This window comes from Agriterribacter humi (genome assembly GCF_009192765.1).
Taxonomy (GTDB): Bacteria; Bacteroidota; Bacteroidia; order Chitinophagales; family Chitinophagaceae; genus Agriterribacter; species Agriterribacter humi.
This window is the reverse complement of sequence record NZ_VOHQ01000001.1, coordinates 1-19,469: the sequence shown is the minus strand read 5'-3', so window position 1 is coordinate 19,469 and position 19,469 is coordinate 1. Positions and strand designations below refer to the sequence as shown.

Sequence of the window (19,469 nt, the reverse complement as noted above, 5' to 3'; positions counted from 1 at the left end):
AATGACGGGCATTTAATAAATTCAAACGCTCAAAAGGCAGTTGTTTCTGTGCAAATTGTCCGGGGAAGGTTATTTTAAAAAATCATTAATTTTCAATCGGTATTTTTAAATTGTAATCGGAGGATTATTCTAGTAATTGCCAATCAAGTTTTTATTTATTTTTTCCCATTGATAAACTTTATGAAAGAAAAAAGCCCTTTGAAAAGTAAATCCGCATGGAATCAGAGTACCGAAACGGGTATAAGGCAATTTCAAACTGAGATTGAAGCATGGAAGCAGTTGCTTAATTCGAGGATGGAAGAAAACGTTTTGCTGAAAAACGAAATTTCGGACATTCTCAAAAACAACTATGATCAAAATTTGCTTGAAGAAATAGAGGGCTTTCAAACTCAATTTATCAGAGAAGACGAGTTGATTCATTTATTGAGAAGCGATGCCAGTGATATAGAGAATGTATTGTACAGTAAAATATCTGATAGTGGAAAAATTGAAAAATTATTGGACACAAAAATAGAAAACCTGCGCAAAGACATGGCTAATTCTACAATCAGGTTTCGGATCCTAAAATCAGCTTTTAATGATTTTCAGCAAAGAATATCCAACGGGCGTGATCGTTAGAACCTGTAAAGTCGGTGGGGTTTTCCTATTAACGATTCTGTCTGTTTTTACCGCTTCTGCCCAACTTAGTCCCGGCCTGCTTCAGCAATATCTCTTAGACAATTTGGATAGAAAGGAATTGAAAATAAATTATCAGGAAGAGATTAGGGATTTTTATCCGCGCATCAACTATCAACCGGTATGGATGCAACAAGAGAAAACGATTAACCTTGCCTGTTTACTGGATAATTTATCATCGTCCCCAAAATGGGGACTCAGGGAAAAAGATTATCAATATAGCTTCATTTCAGCATTTAAGAACGGTACTCTTCGTTTGCAAAACCTGGGAGATTCGCTTAAAGCAGAAGTTCTCATTTCTGATGCCGCTATTCACTTTTACAGCGATATTGCTTATGGCAATGCCAAGCCATCGTTGGGATACATGGGAATTAAGTACGCTCCTGATTGCTGTAAGATACCTGCAAGCCTCGCCGAATATATTTTAGAAAACAAAATTCACTTTCTTGCATCTTTTCTTTCACCGCCAATGGAAGAAGTGAAGGTGATAGGGGATAAGATCAATTGGATTACGGAAGTAATGGAGAAAAAGGATTTTAGTGAAAAGATTATCATTTCCAAAAAAGTGAATACTGAAAATAAATCTCTTTGGCAAAAACTTTACCAGTTGGGCATCCTGGATTCAACCAATGAGGACACTTCAGAAAAAAGTTTAAAACAAAAAATAGAGGAAGCACAATTGATGTTTAATCTTTCGGTAAATGGTGAATTGAATCAGGAAATCATCCGGGAGTGCAATGTGCTTTTAAAAGTTAGATTAGATCAATTGGCGCTTTCAATTAATTATTACCGGTGGCTATCTTGCCTTACTCAAAATCAGTCCGTAATTGTTGTCAATATTCCGGCTGCATATCTTAAAGTTTACCGGGATAATAAAGTGATCCTGGAAATGAGAATCGTAGTTGGTAAGCCATCTACTCCCACGTTTACACTCGCAAGTACAGTGAACGAAGTAATCTTATACCCCTTCTGGCACGTGCCACTTAGCATTGCTGCCAAAGAGTTGTTGCCTGCTATTAAGCGAGATCCTTCCTTTCTTGATGCTAATAATTACCAGGTTTTAAACAAATCAGGGCAAACCATAGACCCGCATTCAGTTAACTGGTATGCTTTGAGCCGTAATTATTTTCCTTATACTATCAGGCAGGGCACTGGTTGTGATAATGCATTGGGATTACTGAAACTTAATTTCCATAATCCTTTTGGCGCATACCTGCACGACACGCCCGATAAAAATTTATTTAAACGGCGCCGGCGATTTTACAGTCATGGTTGTATGCGCATGGAAAAGCCAATGGAATTGGGGCATCTTGTTTTAAATAATAACCACCTTGCGATAGACACGCTTACTGAAGCTGGTTGTTTGAAAAATCAATCTCCGATTACTGTACCCGCGGATGTAAAAATGCCGGTGATCGTTTGGTACAATACGTCAGGGGTGGATTCAAGCGGACATGTTGTGTTTTTTGAAGATGTTTATAAAAAAAAGAATTGGAGTAAATAGGAAACAGGTTTGTATTATATTTTCTTACACTAAAATGCAATCAATGGAAAGTAAAAGAATATGTCAGAGTTGCTCAATGCCATTGAGCGACCCTGAACTTTTTGGAACCGGGAAAGATGGTTCCAGAAAAAAGCATTATTGTAAATATTGTTACGAAAACGGGCAGTTCACAGATCCGCATATTACCTTAGAGGAAATGAAAACGAGGGTAAGAGATAAGATGGAAGAAATGAAAATGGATGCAGATACCATTGGTATTTCCCTGAATAGTTTGCCCAATCTAAAAAGGTGGAGAAAGGTTGAAACCATTCAATTGACGGCATAATAATAATTTTTAAATTGATGATACCTGAAGCAGGTGTCGGTCTATTTTTTATTGACTGTAATAAAGGTATCGCTGGTTTTAGGGCTACGTTCTGGAAAAGATACGGGATAAAAATATGGGTGCATGAGGGTACTGTTACAGGATTGAGTAACCTGTTAAGCCTGCAGGTATAAGAAGAAATTTGCGGTGTGGTTAATATTTAAAAACAATCTATGCCTTTTGTGGAGACACTTCACCCACAAGTGTTTTATACTGTTCCGAGTTCTTTTATATAACTTTCCAGCAGGTGGAGATATTTCTTCACCATAGCCAGTGAGTTTGATCTTTCTTCACCTGTTGCGCTCTTTGCCCGAAGGCTGTTTACTTTTGCCCGTATATTGGCGCGGTAACTTTTATAGTAAATAAAAAGATTATGTTCAGCTTTTGTTTTTATAGTTGGGAAAAAATGATTATAATGTTTAAGAAACAGGGCTGATAAGTTCTTATGGGCAAAGGCATCCAGGTCCATACAAAGAAAGGCTACTTCGTTCAATACATCAATTTGGCGGAAATCATCGTTGAATTCAATGCAATCAAAAGGTACGGGATCCGGCAATAAAAAAATATTTCTCGAATGTAAATCGCCGTGGCAATCCCTGTAAAATCCATTTCTCAGCCTGCCTGCCATCAACGCTTTATTCTTGATTAGAAACTTATCAGAAAATTCAATAGCGTCCGCTATGATCACGCCCAATGTACTATCGGGTTGATTAGATAAGAGTTCCTTTTCTGCTTCCAGATCATTGAATTTTGCCTGGATTTCCAGTAAATCCTTCTGATAAATGATCTTTGTGCTTTTATGAAAGGAAGCTATTTTTTCTGCCAGTTTTTTTATATCAGCTTCGGTTACTAAATGCTGAGTTAATAATACATCCATTCGTTTTCCTGTATCCAGTTTATGCATTTTTACGGCATAATCTATTGTGATGCCTTCTTTCCCACCTATTGCAATCTCATCTTCCCATTTTTTTACAGGCAACACTTCGAGATAGACATTGTTGGTAAGCCTTTTATTTAATTCTATTTCTCTTTTGCAATAGTGCCTGCGGAGCGCAGCAGTGGAAAAATCAAGAAAGGAATATTGTACTGGTTTTTTAATTTTATACACGAATTGATCGCATAGTATCACCCAGGATATATGTGTTTCAATTAATTCCTGCTTGCTGGTTTGCTCAGGGAACTTTCCACGGGATAACAGGCTATTGATTTGTTCTGTTGTCATTATTTGTTTTCAAATAATCGGTTGCCGTTTGGATCATTTCGTTTATGTTGTCGGTTGACTTTAATATCAGGTGAGGTTCATTCAATGGTTCATTTTGCTGGCTGATGATTTTGTAAACTTCAAAATCTGCATCACTGTATGGCCTGGGCCTTTTTAATCGTTCCCTGATTGTATTTTCATCAGCCTGTATTTCAATAAAGGAAATCCCGCCCTTATCTTTCATTTCTTCAACAAAGGTTTTCCTTGTATTCTCTTTATGAAAAGTGGCATCCAGTACTACATTTTTATTTTGCTTTACAGACAGCTTCATCTGTTCCAGCATTTTATCATATACTGCTTTTTTTTGCAGGTCAGAATATACGCTTTTCTCAAAGGTTTCTTTTCTCACCTTATCGCTATTGATATATGCGGCATTGATCACTTTTGCGAACCTGGAAGCAAAGTAGCTTTTACCTGAACCCGGTAGTCCGAAAATAATAATGACCATATTATATTATTGTTTAATCATGATATTCTTCAGCCCTTTTCAATCGTTATTATCCATTACCAGCACTGCAGCCCCATGAACCATTCCGTATCTAAGATCGTTTAAGGCGTCGTTTGCCTGATGTAAAGGATATGTTTTTATTTGTGTATTAATTAAAACCTGTGAAGCCAGCTTCAAAAAGTCTTCCGCATCTTTGCGGGTAAGATTTGCCACGGAGCGAAGTACTCTTTCCCCCCACAACAAACGATAAGGAAAAGACGGAATATCGCTCATGTGTATGCCACCACACACTACAGTACCACCCTTATTGGTATTGCTCAGGGCTTTGGGTACCAGGTTGCCCGCAGGCGCGAAAATAATAGCGGCATCCATTTTTTCCGCTGGCAATTGTGAGGAATCGCCTGCCCATACAGCTCCCTGCTCCATGGCAAATTTCTGTGCTTCAACATCCCCGTCGCTTGTAAACGCGAATATCCTTTTATCCTCATGTATCGCAAGTTGAACCAGGATATGTGCAGCGGCTCCAAATCCGTAAATACCAAGGTTCTTTGCATGTTTGCCGGTCATGGTATAAGAACGGTAGCCGATAACCCCGGCACATAAAAGTGGGGATCCGGATGCATTTGCATATTGTGAAGGAAGCGGAAAGCAGTAACGTTCATCAGTCACTGCATATTCAGCATAACCGCCATCAATAGTATAGCCCGTGAATAAGGCGCTTTCACACAGATTTTCCTGTCCCTTCCGGCAATATTTACATTCGCCGCAGGTATAGCCCAGCCAGGGAATCCCAATTATTTCACCTGTTTTTACGCGTGATGTTTCCCTACCTGCTTTTACAACTCTTGCGACTATTTCATGCCCGGGAATAAGTGGCAATTTCGGCGCTGTAAGTTCCCCATCAATAATATGCAGATCAGTGCGGCACACACCACAGGCTATTATTTTTACAAGCACCTGCTGACTGGAAGGTACCGGAATAGGAAATGTTTTCATTACCAATGGCTGGCCGATGGTCTCCAAAACCATAGCCTGCATGCTTGCGGGTATTTTTAATCTGTTACCGGTTGACTGCATTAAATGAATATTTTGTAATTGATCGTTACAATATACCTGCCCAAGCAATTATTGCTTGGGCAGGTATATTAAGGTTAAAGTGAGGCACTGCTGGCAAATTCTATTAAAAAGATCACTCTTCTTCAAATTCATATTCAGGTACTTCAATTTCAATCTTGTTTACCACACTCATAACACCGGGTGCAAACCAGGCAGCGTTTTCTGCATCTTCTTTTTCGGCTATGGACCGCACTGTGCCACGAAGTGTAACCTTGGTTCCTTCTACTTCAGCTCTAATTTTACTTGAATCAACGGTGGCGCTTCTGTGAAAGGCGGCAATGATTTTTTCCTGGATGTCGGAAGGTGAAATTTTTGGTTTTACAGTAATTAAGTTGATGACAAAGCGCACACCGGCCAGGTTTTCAATGGCGGTTTTGGCCATGGTACGCTGGTATTCCCACTCTACTTCGCCTTCCAGCTTTACATTCCCATCTTCAACCTTAATCTTAATTTTTTCTTCCTGAACTGCGGTATGCCATTTTAGGGCATCCAGTACCGCTTCTGCTATTTCAGCATCTGTTCTACGATAGATAGGGGAAATGCCTACTTCTATATCTTCGGCAACAGCTTTTACTCCGGCAATTTTTTTAGCAGCGTTTTCTGCTGCCAGTTTCTTCGAGTAGGAATCTACATTGCCGGAAAGTGTTACAACACCATTTTTAACTGCCACACCAATTTCTGATGCCTTTAAAAAAGCCTGCCATTTGAGTTCCTCCATTACGTCTTTCTGGATTTGATAATCGCTTTTCATGATTTAAAATTTTTGAAATGGTTAATTTGTTTTACTACACAAAGGAACAATGGACCATACCGGCAATCAATGAGTGCTGTCAGTATGTTTGGTGATAGTAATTAATAAAGCAATAAAGGATATTGTTTGAGATGGGCCTCACCTGATATGTAAGTTCCTTAGCTGATTATCCTGCGGTATAACTGGTTAAATTTATTTTCTTTTGCCGGATATAGCCTGGCTGCGCATCCTTTCAATTGACCAAAAACTCAAGTTTTTTCAAATTTAAAATAAGAATGCTTCCATCATCTTTTATATCAATGAGCTTTTCATTTCTAAAATCGCTGAGGGTTCGTATTAAGGACTCCTTTGCGGTACCCGCAATGGTTGCAAGGCTGCCGCGGCTTATGATCATCATATCGGACTCTTCGGTAGTTTGGTGGTATTTTCTATACAGCATTAAAAGCGCATCAGCCACTTTTTTGCGTAATGAATTGTAAGCGATATTTACCAGTTGATTTTCCCTTTCAGAAATATTTTTTGCAAGCAGCCGGATGAATTTTTGAGCTACTTCTTTATTTGTATTGATCAGTTGATCAAAATCTTCGCGTGGAATTATAGCCAGTTCGGTTTCTTCTAATGCAGCGGCAGAATCTTTATACGCCGTGCCTTCCAGCAACGCTACATAGCCCAGGAAATCTCCCGTAGAAAAAAGTTCTGTAACCAGTTCCTTTCCGTTATCATTACTCTTGTACGTTTTTACTTTTCCCTTTAAAACATAATAAAGCCGGTTTGGATGATTTCCTTCCGAATAAATGATTTGTTTTTTGCTGTATTTATTGATATTCCGGTCTTCTGCGAGTAGCTTCATATGATCTTTACCAAGTGATGCCTGCATTAAATATTCCAGGCCTTCCATATCAGGTGATAATTCTTGCTTTAGCAGATCAATTTTTTTTAACCGGCTGTCCACTGCATTTAGCAACTCTGTTCCGCTAAACGGTTTGGTAATATAATCATCGGCGCCCAATTCCATTCCTTTTCGAAAATCGCCACGTTCGGTTTTGGCAGTGAGGAAAATAAAAGGGGTATTTTTTATTGTACTATTTTTATGAACAGCATGAAGCACCCCGTAGCCATCCAGCACAGGCATCATGATATCGCAAATGATCAAATCCGGTAAATGCTCCAGGGCTTTTTGAACTCCGGTCATACCATTTTCGGCTACAATGACTTTATAGTTTGACAATTCAAGTATTTCCGCAGTATTATCGCGAACATCGTCATTGTCCTCTATCAAAAGTATTTTTTTCATGATGATTTGTTTTAGTGTTAAATGTCACTACAAATTCAGCCCCTTTATCAAGCTCACTCTTGCATTGAATATTTCCATTCATCATTTCAGCATATTTGGATATAATATGTAATCCGAGGCCGGTGCCTTGTATGTTTCCGGCATTGGTACCTCGAAAAAAACGTTCCATTAAATGTTGCTGGTCTTCTTCCGAAATGCCTATTCCATTGTCCTTCACGGATAATATGATCTTTTCATCTTCATTGATGGTTTTTATATCTATCGTGGATGTATCCGAAGAAAATTTGCTCGCGTTGGAAACCAAATTCATTACGATGTGTTTAAGCAAGGACTTATCTAAAAGGATACCTGGGTTGCCTTCATGCTGATAGTTGATTTGCTGTGCCTTTTTCAGATTATTTTTAATTTCTTCCAGGGTTACATGAATTATCTCTTCTATGTTAAATGCTGAAAATTTTGCCTGCAATTTCCCTTCTTCTATTTTGCCCAAGCTAAGAAAATCGTTTAAAATATCCGTCAGCATATTAACCGATGAAACAATCCGCTGCACATGCTTTTCACGTTTTGGCTGGTCTTCACCAGTGGTATATTTTTCTATCAAATACGCTGATGAAAGCACTGTACTGAGAGGCGTACGGAATTCATGCGAGGCCATAGATACAAACCGGGACTTTAATTCACCTAAATTTCTTTCTATTTTAAGCGCTTCACGTAAACCTTCTTCCGCTTTTTTTAATTTAGAAATATTTTTAATAATAACACCGATGTATTTCACCGAACCATCCTCTTCTATTAATGGGAAAGCATCCATTATATAAATGTGGTTTACAATAGGATAGGGAAGTTCGAAATCAGCAATAAACACCTTATCCTGAAATACGTTTTCAAGCATTGCGAAAATAATCTTGCGCAAAGGTTCAGGAAAGCGCGGATACATTTCTTTACCTATCAATTGTTCGATATTTGAATGGAGACGTTTATGCAGTTCACCGCCAGTATAAACGAAATGGTAGTTTTTATCAATAATACTGATAATGCCATCGGGATAATTATGCAATAATTGCAGAAATAGGCGCTGTACATTTTTTAACTCTTTTTCGGCTTTTATTCTCTCCGATATGTCAATGGCAATACCAACATACCCTGTAATATTTCCTTTTATATCTCTTAGGGCCGTAATGGTTAGTGACACAGGAAATGAAGCACTGGCTTTGGTTACATAATTGAACTCTTCTTCTGCATGGATATTGCGACTGGCTTTTTCTACCAGTACAGAGAAGCTATTTTTTACTTTTATGCCAAACAACTTCAATAATTCTTTTCTTTTTCTTTCAATGTCTTTTTTAGCATGAAATAATACGAGAGTTTTTTTATCAACAACCTCTGATTCGTTATATCCGAGCTTGCAGGCCGCTTCGGGATTAAAGAGTTTGATAATCCCATTTTCATCGGTAGCAATAATCATAGCGCCCGCAGTATCCAATAATGTTTTTTGAAATGACAAAACATTTTCAAGCCTCCTTTTTGCTTCCTGCAAATCCTTTGTCCGGAGCAATACTGTATTTTCCAGTTCAATATTTAATTTTTCAATTTCAGTCTCTGCTGCTTTACGTACCGAAATATTAGTAATAAAAGCTACAATGTATTTACTGCCGTTGTTTGTGTAATGGCCAAGGCTCACCTCTACGGGAAATTCTGAACCATCCTTCCTTACACCAAACAAATCCAGTCCCAATCCCATGGGCCGGGTTTGCGGATTTTCGGCATATTGCTCACGATGATGAACATGCTTATTATAAAATCTTTGAGGAATTAATATTTCAACCATTTTCTCAATCAACTCTTCTTCTGCGTATCCGAATTCCTTCAAAGCAAAAGGGTTAATTGCGATAATCCGGCCACGGTCGTCAGTAACTAAAATTCCCATAGTGGCGTACTCAAAAAAAGCCTCAAAATGGTAGGAACTTTCAATGCCGGTAAACATTTTATCAGGTTGGAGGTTAGTGAAAAGACACCAAAATTCAATTTTACCTTCGTAAAGCTATTACAAATTGGAAATAGATTTACCGAATTCGGACTAAAAAATCATTTGATTGTAAAATAGACCGAAAGTTTCTATAGCAATATGATTTTCGTCATCTTTCCCCGTGATTTAAATAGTATTTTTTGCTCTTCATATTGTTTTTGCAGAAAACGGGTAACTTATTAAAAATATAACCGGAAATCGCTTTTTGTTATAATTCGGGTTGACAGACTGATCTCAATCATTGAAATTGGCAATTAAGAACATCGTTACAAAACAAAGCAGCATTTATTTTTACATCGGTTTTTTCATAGGATATTGGATTAGTATAGGGGTGGATTTGTATCCGGCCCCTTTTTAATATAACATCTTGTATTTCATTTTGGTTTTCAAAAAGTGCCTTAAGCAAAAAGTCTTCTGCATTATTTTTCGGAACGGGTCAGGAAATGAAGTGGGAAGTATAAAGAATCAAAAAGCAATAATTACTAAGCACTAACTAAGCAATCAAGACCGTCAATGCAAAGCATTCAAATAAACGAAAACGTCATCATTAAACTGCGCAATGCGTCCGGAAAAAGATGCCAATTCAATATATGCCATGAAACCTGGAAGCTGTTTTTATGGCAAGATGACAAATGACTATTGCCGGATGATACATCCATCCTCCATTTCAATGATACGATCTGTGGCCGCGGCAAAATTGTTGTCGTGTGTTACGACTAAAAGTGTCTGATTAAATTCTTTGGTAAGTTGCATAAAAATATCAAACACCAGAGCCGAGTTAGTTTTATCGAGGTTACCTGTAGGCTCATCACACATGATGATGTGGGGATCATTGATCAATGCCCTGGCTATCGCTACGCGTTGCTTTTCCCCACCTGAAATTCTATTGGATCTTTTATTTGCCAGGTGAGCAATACCGAGTATTTTTAATTTTTCAATCGCTCTGCTTTCAATTTCCTCTTTAGAGTATTTATTTAGTTTTAGTGCAGGGAGCATCACGTTTCCCAACACTGTATATTCATGTAAAAGGTAATGAAACTGAAATACAAAGCCGATCTTTTTGTTTCTAACAGCGGCAAGTTGGGCCTCTTTTTTCATGGTCATGCTTACGCCGTCAATGAGCAGGTCTCCTTCAAAGTCTGTATCCATAGTAGACAATATATAAAGCAGCGTTGACTTGCCACATCCTGATTTGCCTATCACAGAAACAAATTCACCTTTATCTATAGAAATTGAAATATCCTTTAAAATCTTGATTTTTACCGGGTCGTAAAAATATTTTGAAATACGCCGCGCCTCTAAAATGGGTGTGCTCATATTATTTTCCTCTTATGATATCCACGGGATCTACGCGACCTGCTTTGCGGGCTGGAAATAGTCCGGCAAGATAGGTGGTTAATAAAGCAAAGAGAATCCCAACAATATAAAATACCGGGTTGTGATTTACAGGATATGTTTTTAGGGTTGGCAGGGCCTCGGTTTGAAAGGGTATTTGATTAATGCCGGTGGCGAGCAAATAGCCAAACAATAAGCCCGGCAAGCCGCCTGCTATTCCAATACTCACAGAGATAGCAATAAAAATATTTTTTACATCATTGCCTGAAAAACCAGTGGCTTTCAGGATGGCAATCGAATCCATTTTTTCATAGATCATCATGTTCAGGATATTGTATATCCCAAATCCTGCCACAAGCAACAGCGTAAAGGCAACGGAATATGAGATCACCAGGCGTACATTACTACCCGTCTCATATTGTGCATTGGCAGTCTGTATATCTTCCGCGTCTGTATGATACCTTTTTTTATATTCCCTTGCCATTGCCGGAGCAGCATCCATGTTCTTCAGTTTAATTTCAATATCTGTAATATAGTTTCCTGGCCTGCCTAATATTTTCTGTGTGGTGGCAATAGTTGCAAAACTCTGTACCTTATCAATGTCACGAATTCCCGATTGGAAAAAGCCCACCACTTTTAAGGGATACCGGTTACCATCGGCCGTGATTACCTGAATCACATCATCAATGCTCACCAGCATGGTTTCGGCCAACGCTTTTCCTAAAATGATGCTGTTAGAAATATTATTCAGATCCGCTACCTTACCTCCAACTATGTAATCTGTAAAGTGAAAAAGACTACTTTCCTGATCAGCATCTATCCCATTAATTACTCCATTGATATCTACCACGCCGTTGTTAAAAAATGCTCTGGCGGTAATGCGCGGGGTAACGCCGGCAACACGATCGTCTTTTTTTATCGCCTCCATAATATAACCGCTGTTATAAATTGAAAGTCTTACATTGGAGGCTTTTAATGAACGGATAAAATTATAGGAACCTTTATACTTTTGAGACTCATTGACCGGTTGATGATCGTTGGGTTTCACTTCATTATACAGACGGATATGGGGTGTGCGATTGATGACCAGCCCATCAAGTAGCTTGTTAAGCCCCGTCATAAAACTTTGCATGGTTATAAACATCGCAATGCCAAATGTTACGCCAGCCGCTGCCACAATGGACTGCCTCATGCGAGCGAGCAATAATGAACCGGTAACATTCAATAATAGTTTAGAATTCATTTTTCCGGGTTATAAATAACATCATTGGCCGTGATACCCTGGATAATTTCTACTTTCTGATAATCTTTCAACCCTGTTACCACTCTTTGCGTTTTATTGTTTTTTATTATTACCAAAGTGTCGTCTATCAAATAGTCCCTGGGAATAGTTAGCACATTTGCTTTGGATCGGATCACAATATTTGCCTCGGCTGTTAGGTTCGGAAACAGCATTTCCGGTTGTTTTATAAATTCGGCCTCTGCTGTGAATGTCCTGGTCAGGTCATTTAATAAAGGATATAATTTTGAAAGCTTCGCTTCAAATACGCGGTCTCTATAACTGTCCATCGTGAGTAAAACTGTTTGCCCCAGTTTGATTCTGACAATATCATTTTCATCAATTTGCAACTCAACAAAAAAAAGAGATGCATCCCCGATGATAGCCAGAGGGGCTTGTGGGTTAACCGTTTCTCCCCGCTCTTTTGTTAGAGAATATACCTTACCTTCCAACGCACTTTTAATCACAAAATCGCCTTCGTGATATTCGCTAATAGCAAGATTGGTTCTTGCCTGTTTTGCCCGGAAATCAAGTTCTTTGCGCAAATCACTATAACCCATAGTCGCAGAATTCAGTACCGTTTTAGAATTTTTATATGCCAGTTCACGCTGTTCTAATTCTATTTTTGTTCCAATATGTTCACTCCATAAGTTTTTCTGGCGCTCATACAAGAGCGAATCATTGTCAAATTTTCTTTGTGCTATGGAAATATTATTTTTTGCTTCAGCTAATTTTTCCATGTTGGCACTTAAATCTGCATAGCTTGCCGCAAGGCTCGCATTCGCACGGTTAAGTGTTACACTCTTATCTGATATTTCAAAAAGCGGTGTTCCTACTCGTACCAGGTCATTCTCCGCTACCAGTCTTTTATTGATGATGCCTGAAACGGTACTAAAAACCTGGTATTGATTTTTGGCCTTTATAAGGCCGGAGGCATAGACTGATTCAGTAATATTTTCTGTAACCGGCTTAGTTGATTCCCGTTTTCCTTTACAGGAAAAGATGAGAATTGCAAAAATTGATAAAATTAATTTATCCATACAAGTCATTAGAATGTAATCTCCGCACTTCTTACCCTGAAAAATTATATCTGACATTCATATTATTGAAGGTCAGTTTCTTCTTTTTTTATTTGATCAAACAGTCTCTCGACATCCTTTTTTTTGCACAGGCCGGTACCATTATTTAGGGTCGCTGCGGTACCGCAGGCTATGCCGTATTGAAATGCTTCATACAAATTTTTTCCTTTTGAAATATAGAAAACAATTCCTGCAACCATACTGTCACCAGCGCCAACAGTGCTCTTTATTTTTACTGCAGGCGCAGCGATTTTAAATACGTCTTTTTTTGAAACCAGCATGGCGCCTAAAGGGCCCAACGATACTACCACTATTTCGCATTTCCCACTATTGATTAAATCTTTTGCTGCCGGTTTAATTTCATTTACCTGCAATTCTTTTTTTCCCAGAAGCCCGCTTAGTTCTCTTATGTTTGGTTTTATCATGTAAACGCCTTCTTCCAATGCAGGTTTCAGCGCTTCTTCTGTACTGTCAACGATCAGTTTTCTCTTTGCCTTTTTAGCCATTTTGCTGATCCTTGCAAAAATATCGGGAGGAACACCTGGCGGTAAACTTCCGCTGGCAACGATAAATTCAGAGTCGTTTTCCTGTAGCTTATATAAGCATTCCTGCCATTCCTTTTTAAACAGGTCCGGACCGGGCATATCAAACCGGTATTGCTGGTTAGTGGCCTTGTCGAGCACAATCATATTTTCCCGGGTATGGTGTTTTGTCTCAACAGTGAGTACAGAAAGATTTTCTTCTTCCAAAAGAAAGTTCAGAAATTTACCCGAATAGCCACCAGAAGGATAAATAGCAATGGCTTCACCACCAATTTTTTTAATTGCTCTTGCAACATTGATTCCACCACCGCCTGGCTCAAAAACCGGGGAAGTGCATCTCAGTTTCCGGTCAGCCTTAAGAGCGCTCACCGTTGTGCTTTTATCAATACACGGATTAAAAGTGATGGTTATAATATCCGGCATGGTGCTGTTTTATTATGAATGCTTTCGAAGAAAGGTTTATTCATTTGAAGAATCTGAAAAAGTAAATTCACTTAAATTAGTAAACTTAATGTGTATGGAATCCAGTGTGGCTGACAACCGATCTCTTAGTTCTTTCTTTTTACTTAGCCAGTCATCTTCCATTTTTTTTAATATTTGTTTTTCACTTTCATCCAGTGCTTCTGTTCCAAAGGTTTGCAAAAGCGAGAGCGCAATACAATTATTTCGGTAATTATTGAATAACTCGAGACAAACGTCAATTTGTTTTTCATTAAATAAGTCACTTTGTTGCTGAGTAATATAAGGCTTAATGAATGTGTAATTATAATAAATGTCTTCCATGAATTTCCTTGCGTTATCCAAAGCAACATCATCCAATCTGCCGGAGATGGTATTCAATTCATAAAGCGTATAATGAATAAATTTTTTAATGGATGTTTGAGTCAGTTTATCCGGTAAAGTGGAAATCATTTCTTTTTTGTCATTAAGAAAAGAGTAGTCTGTATCTATATAATCTTTGCTTAATTGTTTCCAGTAATTTAATTCCTTTTTCAGGAGATTTTCATAACAAACAGGCAAGGGAATCACGGATTCTTTTACATATTCTTTTGTTTTTTTTAATTGTAATTGAAAATTTTGTACGATACCCAAATATCCATATATCGTTTTTATCCGTTTGGTTATCCGGCACGATGATCCATTTTCTGATTCCATGCTGAGTAAATGAAGGAAAACTTTAAGCTTTTTTATTTCAGCTCTGAATTCGCGGATATCTTCCGGTTCAAAATTATCTATGGCTTTACGAAAATGACCGGCAATTTTTTTAAACCTGTCTTCGATAAATCCATCTATTTCTTCTTTTTTCATAAAATAAATTTTAAGCCTCAATGAATGATATCTTTATTTTTCAAAGGCATGCTGTATGAATAGCTCATACAATTTTAGAAGAATTGAAACAATAACACCTTTAAGTAATGGTAAGCCAGCTATCATCAGGGCTATAGTCATTAACCACGCAAATTGAATTTCAATTTTCAACCAGCTAATATCATGGTTTACTATTTGCATTTGTTCAGATATGGTAAGTCAAAATTCCAAATGCAATGTAATAACCGCAATGACTGAGGTCATTAAAAGGAATGATATTTGTTTTCAAAATGGAATTGGTGCGAATTAAATGTTCCCTTTTGAGGTTGGTCAAAATATTCTATTGAAAGGTCAGAAAACCCGGTAAATTATCTTTACATACATTGAGTTAAGCCGTTGTATTTGTGATAAGTGTCAAATACCACAGTGATTTCTGTCAGTCTTTTGTCCGGGTTTTCGAATAATTTTAGATTCATTTTGTCGGATTGAAAATCAGTTTCATTTGGTAAACCTGAAAAGTTTCCTTTCATGAATTATGATTTAAAAACAATTGCTTCGCAATCAAAGGATGAGGTTTTATGCACGTTGCAAACGAACATAGATATTGGTCTTAGCTCAACTGACGCCGGTAATCGTTTAAAAACGAATGGCCTTAATGTGATTCCTTCTCATAAAAAAGAAGCCTGGTGGCGGGATTTGCTGCGACATTTTAAAAGCCCACTGGTTATTCTTTTATTAACTGCTGCCGGTATCTCTTTTTCCATTTCAGAAAATATTAATGCCTCTATTATCATTTTGATTGTGATAGCCAGTGTATTAACCGATTTTTTTCAGGAAAGAGATGCAAGGAATGCTGCAGAAAAATTAAAGCAAACAGTAAAAAGCAAAGCCACCGTGATTCGCAACGGCGCAGAAAAAGATATTTTACCGGAGGATTTATGCCCTGGTGATATCGTATTATTAAACGCGGGCAAAATCGTTCCGGCAGATGTGCGGATTCTGATGGCAAATGATTTTTTTATTAATCAGTCATCGCTTACCGGTGAATCTTTCCCCAGTGAAAAGCACGCTGACGCCATTGCCGGCGCCACCAACGATTTGGATGCACTGAATAATATGGCCTTTATGGGTTCCAGTGTTATCAGCGGTACGGCAAAAACGGTAGTGGTAAAAACCGGCGCCGGCACTGAATTTGGGAAAATAGCTAAAAAATTAATCAGCCGTGTGGAAGAAACCAACTTTAGCCATGGTATACGTGAGTTTGGTTACCTGATTATGAAAATGACTATCGCGCTGGTGTTGTTTATTTTTCTGATCAATGCGCTGATGAAGGAAAATATACTGGAGTCTTTTATGTTCGCTATTGCAATTGCTGTTGGGCTCACGCCCGAATTGCTTCCCATGATCATGTCGCTGACCATGTCTAAAGGTTCTTTGCAAATGGCAAAAAAGGGAGTAATTGTAAAACATTTATCCGCTATTCCCAATTTTGGCAGCATGGAAGTTTTGTGTACCGATAAAACCGGAACCTTAACAGAAGATAAAATAAAGCTGATAAGATGTGTGGATCTTTCGGGCAATCATTCAGACCATGTTTTCGAGTTGGCATACCTCAATAGTTCGTTCCAGACCGGCATAAAAAACCCGCTGGACGATGCAATCCTTATGTTTAAGAAGCTTGACATTTCTGCCTGGCACAAAACGGATGAAATTCCTTTTGATTTTTACCGAAAGCGTATGAGCGTAGTGGCAGAGCAGAACAAACTGGTAACACTCATTTGCAAAGGTGCGCCTGAAGAAATATTAAAAGTATGTGTTCAGGATAAAGCTTTTATTGCGGCGGCGGTAAAGCAATATGAATCACTGAGCGCTGACGGTTTTCGGGTATTGGCCATTGCAGTTAAAAACATAAATGGGAATCAAAAGTTTTCAAAGCATGATGAGGTTATGCTTACTTTTGAAGGTTTTGTAGCATTCCTGGACCCACCCAAAGAAGACGCGGATGATGTAATTAAGGAGCTTGCCGGTATTGGTGTGGAAGTGAAAATTATAACAGGCGATAATCGCCTTGTAACCCAAAAAATATGCAGAGAAATCAACCTGCCCGTCAAAGGCATTATGGACGGTTATGAAATGGATACACTCACCGATGATGCACTTAAAAAAAGAGTAGTGAATACAACGATATTTGCCCGGTTTTCTCCGGAGCAAAAAAACCGCATTATCAGCGCACTCAAAGCACATCATCATGCCGTAGGTTATATGGGCGATGGCATTAATGACGCGCCTTCTTTGAAAGCCGCTGATATTGGTATTTCCGTAAATAACGCTAGCGATATAGCGAAAGAATCCGCTGATATTATTCTTACGGAAAAAAGTTTACTGGTGCTTAAGGAAGGAATTCTTGAAGGAAGGAAAATCTTTGGGAATACGATGAAGTATATCCTGATGGGACTTAGTTCCAATTTTGGCAACATGTTTTCGGTGGCCGCCGCCACTTTGTTCCTGCCCTTTTTGCCTATGCTGCCGGTACAGATTCTGATCAATAATTTCTTATACGATACTTCACAGATTACCATTCCGTCTGATAATGTGGATGACACTTATACCAATCGTCCTCAACAATGGAACCTGAAAATAATTTACCGTTATATGTTTATCTATGGCATCACCAGTTCCGTTTTTGACTTTATTACTTTCTGGTTGTTATATAAATATTTCTCGGTAAATGAAGCGCAGTTTCGTACCGGCTGGTTTATGGAATCACTTGCCACGCAGATTTTGGTTGTATTTATTATCCGCACCCAGCATAGTCCTTTTTATGAAAGCAGGCCGTCAGGAAAACTTATTTTCAGCGTTGCTGTATGTCTTTTTATAGGATGGGCATTGCCTTACCTTCCTTTTGCGGGAAAAATTGGTTTCGAAGTATTGCCGGTTGAGATAATTATTTTTATCGTGGTATTGGTATTTGTTTATCTTTTCAGTGCTGAATTTGTAAAGCGGTTTATTTACAAAAAAATTGCAATAAAAGGTCTTTGAAAAAAGATCACTAAAATAAAAAACCATTGCTTGTTACCCGAAAGACTTATTTATTGTTTCTCAAATGACTTTATTTTAATAGCAAAATCGCGTAACCTTGATTTTAATTCACTATTAAAGTTCCTTTCCGTTATTTTTATCTTTTCAGATAGTTTTGGACTCCATACTTTATTCTCAGGGTTTACCAGGGAAGTTGAGAAAGCTTCTGTAGTTCTGACGAATTTGTCTCCCAAACCTTTGGCCTCCCTCAATACTTTTGCATAACCATACTTATTATTCTTTTCCTCATCTTTGGTTTCGCAGGTAACAGCAAAATGAATATTTTTGGAGGCCCTGATGCATTTTTTAAGCGTGTTTCTTAAAGGGGAAATTAAAAGTCCGCCCCAAACGGGACCTACAATTACAACCTCACTGTAAACTTCAATTTCTTTTTTTGAGATATTTGTTGGAATACCTATTTTCATTAACGATAGAAGAAATAGCACCGCTACGCTATCAATTATGGGCGTTATCCTCTTCGAATTACAAATCAATCCGGCAGACAATTTTTCAGCAATGAATTTGCTGTTGCCAGTTTTCGAATAATATAATATTAAATAGACCGCCATAAATTTGATTTTTAAAAATTGATAAATGACACTTAGTCTTATAAATGCTATAACAATTCGCCATGGCTTATTTCCGATGCCCAATAACAGATAATGTTTATCAATAAAACAAACGGGCAAATAAGCTTCAAAGAAATTATTACCACAAGCAACGTAAATTCTTTTTAGCCACAAAAGACGCAGCGACAAAAATTATTATTGTTTTATCTAAAAATGCATACTAAAGTGTGTACGCTATGGGTATCCGGTTTATTTGCATTTCTTCAGCTTTCCGGATATTTTGGATTCCCTTCAATACCGCATCAGGATTGAATGAAATGCTATCTATTCCTTCTTCTACCAGGAATTTGGCAAATTCGGGGAAATCACTGGGCGCCTGTCCGCACAATCCGATTTTTCTTCCGGCCTTTTTAGCTTTGGAAATCATGGCAGCAATCATTTCTTTAGGCGCTTCGTTTTGTTCACTGAACAAATCGCTTACTATGGCCGAATCCCGATCTATACCCAAAGTGAGTTGTGTCAAATCATTGGATCCAATAGAAAAACCATCAAATATTTTTGCAAATTTTTCTGCCAGTATCACATTGCTGGGTATTTCTGCCATCACATAAATTTCAAGGTAATTAACGCCTTGTTCCAATCCAAATCTTTTCATTACAGCGATCACTTTATTTCCTTCCTCAACGGTTCTGCAAAAAGGAATCATCACTTTAACATTCGTCAGTCCCATGTCCTCTCTTACTTTTTTAATAGCTTCACATTCAAGCCGGAAACCTTCCTTATATAAATCATTATAATACCTTGATGCCCCACGGAATCCAAGCATGGGATTTTCTTCAT

The 19,469-nt window shown here is 38.1% G+C and carries 17 protein-coding genes; 4 read left to right on the top strand and 13 right to left on the bottom strand.

Features of this window, described 5'->3' with window-relative positions; translation table 11 throughout:
• Positions 1 to 180: 180 nt before the first annotated feature.
• The 3 genes from FRX45_RS00090 to FRX45_RS00080 are packed head-to-tail and all read left to right on the top strand — an operon-like array spanning position 181 to position 2,504.
• Entirely contained in the window at positions 181 to 618 is a 438-nt protein-coding gene (locus tag FRX45_RS00090; RefSeq protein ID WP_152266358.1) for a hypothetical protein, read from the top strand.
• Positions 578 to 2,179 (top strand): L,D-transpeptidase family protein, encoded by a 1,602-nt coding sequence (locus FRX45_RS00085; protein WP_152266357.1) that lies wholly within the window; start codon positions 578 to 580, stop codon positions 2,177 to 2,179. The genes FRX45_RS00090 and FRX45_RS00085 overlap by 41 nt, the downstream gene beginning before the upstream one ends.
• A gap of 43 nt (positions 2,180 to 2,222) precedes the next feature.
• Entirely contained in the window at positions 2,223 to 2,504 is a 282-nt protein-coding gene (locus FRX45_RS00080; RefSeq protein ID WP_152266356.1) for a zinc ribbon domain-containing protein, read from the top strand.
• Between the two features lie 247 nt (positions 2,505 to 2,751).
• On the opposite strand, the gene FRX45_RS00075 is transcribed toward FRX45_RS00080, so the two are convergent.
• The 11 genes from FRX45_RS00075 to FRX45_RS00020 all read right to left on the bottom strand — a co-directional run bounded on the left by FRX45_RS00075 (position 2,752) and on the right by FRX45_RS00020 (position 14,982).
• On the bottom strand, positions 2,752 to 3,765 hold the full coding sequence (locus FRX45_RS00075) for a hypothetical protein (protein ID WP_152266355.1): 1,014 nt from the start codon (positions 3,763 to 3,765) through the stop codon (positions 2,752 to 2,754).
• Positions 3,743 to 4,252: an AAA family ATPase gene (locus FRX45_RS00070; RefSeq protein WP_152266354.1), complete on the bottom strand. Its 510-nt coding sequence runs from the start codon at positions 4,250 to 4,252 to the stop codon at positions 3,743 to 3,745. The genes FRX45_RS00075 and FRX45_RS00070 overlap by 23 nt, the downstream gene beginning before the upstream one ends.
• A 39-nt stretch (positions 4,253 to 4,291) precedes the next feature.
• Positions 4,292 to 5,329, bottom strand: a complete 1,038-nt coding sequence (locus tag FRX45_RS00065; protein ID WP_226804771.1) for a zinc-dependent alcohol dehydrogenase family protein — start codon at positions 5,327 to 5,329, stop codon at positions 4,292 to 4,294.
• Positions 5,330 to 5,441: 112 nt separating this feature from the next.
• Entirely contained in the window at positions 5,442 to 6,119 is a 678-nt protein-coding gene (locus tag FRX45_RS00060) for a BON domain-containing protein (RefSeq protein ID WP_152266353.1), read from the bottom strand.
• A gap of 232 nt (positions 6,120 to 6,351) precedes the next feature.
• Positions 6,352 to 7,413 (bottom strand): response regulator, encoded by a 1,062-nt coding sequence (locus FRX45_RS00055; RefSeq protein ID WP_152266352.1) that lies wholly within the window; start codon positions 7,411 to 7,413, stop codon positions 6,352 to 6,354.
• Positions 7,382 to 9,397: a sensor histidine kinase gene (locus FRX45_RS00050; RefSeq protein ID WP_152266351.1), complete on the bottom strand. Its 2,016-nt coding sequence runs from the start codon at positions 9,395 to 9,397 to the stop codon at positions 7,382 to 7,384. The genes FRX45_RS00055 and FRX45_RS00050 overlap by 32 nt, the downstream gene beginning before the upstream one ends.
• A gap of 678 nt (positions 9,398 to 10,075) precedes the next feature.
• Positions 10,076 to 10,756: an ABC transporter ATP-binding protein gene (locus FRX45_RS00040; RefSeq protein WP_152266349.1), complete on the bottom strand. Its 681-nt coding sequence runs from the start codon at positions 10,754 to 10,756 to the stop codon at positions 10,076 to 10,078.
• A gap of 1 nt (position 10,757) precedes the next feature.
• Positions 10,758 to 12,017, bottom strand: coding sequence for an ABC transporter permease (locus tag FRX45_RS00035; protein WP_152266348.1), 1,260 nt, complete (start codon positions 12,015 to 12,017; stop codon positions 10,758 to 10,760).
• A complete protein-coding gene (locus FRX45_RS00030; protein ID WP_152266347.1) occupies positions 12,014 to 13,093 on the bottom strand; it encodes an efflux RND transporter periplasmic adaptor subunit in 1,080 nt (359 codons plus the stop codon). Before FRX45_RS00030 ends, FRX45_RS00035 begins: the two co-directional genes overlap by 4 nt.
• A 62-nt stretch (positions 13,094 to 13,155) precedes the next feature.
• On the bottom strand, positions 13,156 to 14,097 hold the full coding sequence (locus FRX45_RS00025; RefSeq protein WP_152266346.1) for a 1-phosphofructokinase family hexose kinase: 942 nt from the start codon (positions 14,095 to 14,097) through the stop codon (positions 13,156 to 13,158).
• A 36-nt stretch (positions 14,098 to 14,133) separates the two neighbouring features.
• A complete protein-coding gene (locus FRX45_RS00020) occupies positions 14,134 to 14,982 on the bottom strand; it encodes a hypothetical protein (RefSeq protein WP_152266345.1) in 849 nt (282 codons plus the stop codon).
• Positions 14,983 to 15,510: 528 nt separating this feature from the next.
• Here FRX45_RS00020 and mgtA point away from each other — a divergent pair.
• On the top strand, positions 15,511 to 18,021 hold the full coding sequence (gene mgtA, locus FRX45_RS00015; protein WP_152266344.1) for a magnesium-translocating P-type ATPase: 2,511 nt from the start codon (positions 15,511 to 15,513) through the stop codon (positions 18,019 to 18,021).
• Positions 18,022 to 18,071: 50 nt separating this feature from the next.
• Here the strand turns inward: mgtA and FRX45_RS00010 are convergent, their stop codons facing one another.
• Together FRX45_RS00010 and FRX45_RS00005 are read right to left on the bottom strand one after the other, a co-directional pair.
• The gene (locus FRX45_RS00010) at positions 18,072 to 18,629 is read right to left on the bottom strand and encodes a hypothetical protein (RefSeq protein ID WP_152266343.1); all 558 of its coding nucleotides are present in this window, start codon (positions 18,627 to 18,629) and stop codon (positions 18,072 to 18,074) included.
• A gap of 220 nt (positions 18,630 to 18,849) precedes the next feature.
• A partial coding sequence (locus FRX45_RS00005) for a putative PEP-binding protein (protein WP_317163076.1) occupies positions 18,850 to 19,469 on the bottom strand: 620 nt, incomplete at its 5' end.

Excerpts from the sequence above, each read along its gene's own strand:
- FRX45_RS00035 (WP_152266348.1), bottom strand. The coding sequence starts at position 12,017 with ATGAATTCTAAACTATTATTGAATGTTACCGGTTCATTATTGCTCGCT.
- FRX45_RS00090 (WP_152266358.1), top strand. The coding sequence starts at position 181 with ATGAAAGAAAAAAGCCCTTTGAAAAGTAAATCCGCATGGAATCAGAGT.
- FRX45_RS00030 (WP_152266347.1), bottom strand. The coding sequence starts at position 13,093 with ATGGATAAATTAATTTTATCAATTTTTGCAATTCTCATCTTTTCCTGT.
- FRX45_RS00040 (WP_152266349.1), bottom strand. The coding sequence starts at position 10,756 with ATGAGCACACCCATTTTAGAGGCGCGGCGTATTTCAAAATATTTTTAC.
- FRX45_RS00050 (WP_152266351.1), bottom strand. The coding sequence starts at position 9,397 with ATGTTTACCGGCATTGAAAGTTCCTACCATTTTGAGGCTTTTTTTGAG.
- FRX45_RS00085 (WP_152266357.1), top strand. The coding sequence starts at position 578 with ATGATTTTCAGCAAAGAATATCCAACGGGCGTGATCGTTAGAACCTGT.
- FRX45_RS00070 (WP_152266354.1), bottom strand. The coding sequence starts at position 4,252 with ATGGTCATTATTATTTTCGGACTACCGGGTTCAGGTAAAAGCTACTTT.
- FRX45_RS00025 (WP_152266346.1), bottom strand. The coding sequence starts at position 14,097 with ATGCCGGATATTATAACCATCACTTTTAATCCGTGTATTGATAAAAGC.
- FRX45_RS00055 (WP_152266352.1), bottom strand. The coding sequence starts at position 7,413 with ATGAAAAAAATACTTTTGATAGAGGACAATGACGATGTTCGCGATAAT.
- FRX45_RS00080 (WP_152266356.1), top strand. The coding sequence starts at position 2,223 with ATGGAAAGTAAAAGAATATGTCAGAGTTGCTCAATGCCATTGAGCGAC.
- FRX45_RS00010 (WP_152266343.1), bottom strand. The coding sequence starts at position 18,629 with ATGGCGGTCTATTTAATATTATATTATTCGAAAACTGGCAACAGCAAA.
- FRX45_RS00060 (WP_152266353.1), bottom strand. The coding sequence starts at position 6,119 with ATGAAAAGCGATTATCAAATCCAGAAAGACGTAATGGAGGAACTCAAA.
- mgtA (WP_152266344.1), top strand. The coding sequence starts at position 15,511 with ATGAATTATGATTTAAAAACAATTGCTTCGCAATCAAAGGATGAGGTT.
- FRX45_RS00075 (WP_152266355.1), bottom strand. The coding sequence starts at position 3,765 with ATGACAACAGAACAAATCAATAGCCTGTTATCCCGTGGAAAGTTCCCT.
- FRX45_RS00020 (WP_152266345.1), bottom strand. The coding sequence starts at position 14,982 with ATGAAAAAAGAAGAAATAGATGGATTTATCGAAGACAGGTTTAAAAAA.
- FRX45_RS00065 (WP_226804771.1), bottom strand. The coding sequence starts at position 5,329 with ATGCAGTCAACCGGTAACAGATTAAAAATACCCGCAAGCATGCAGGCT.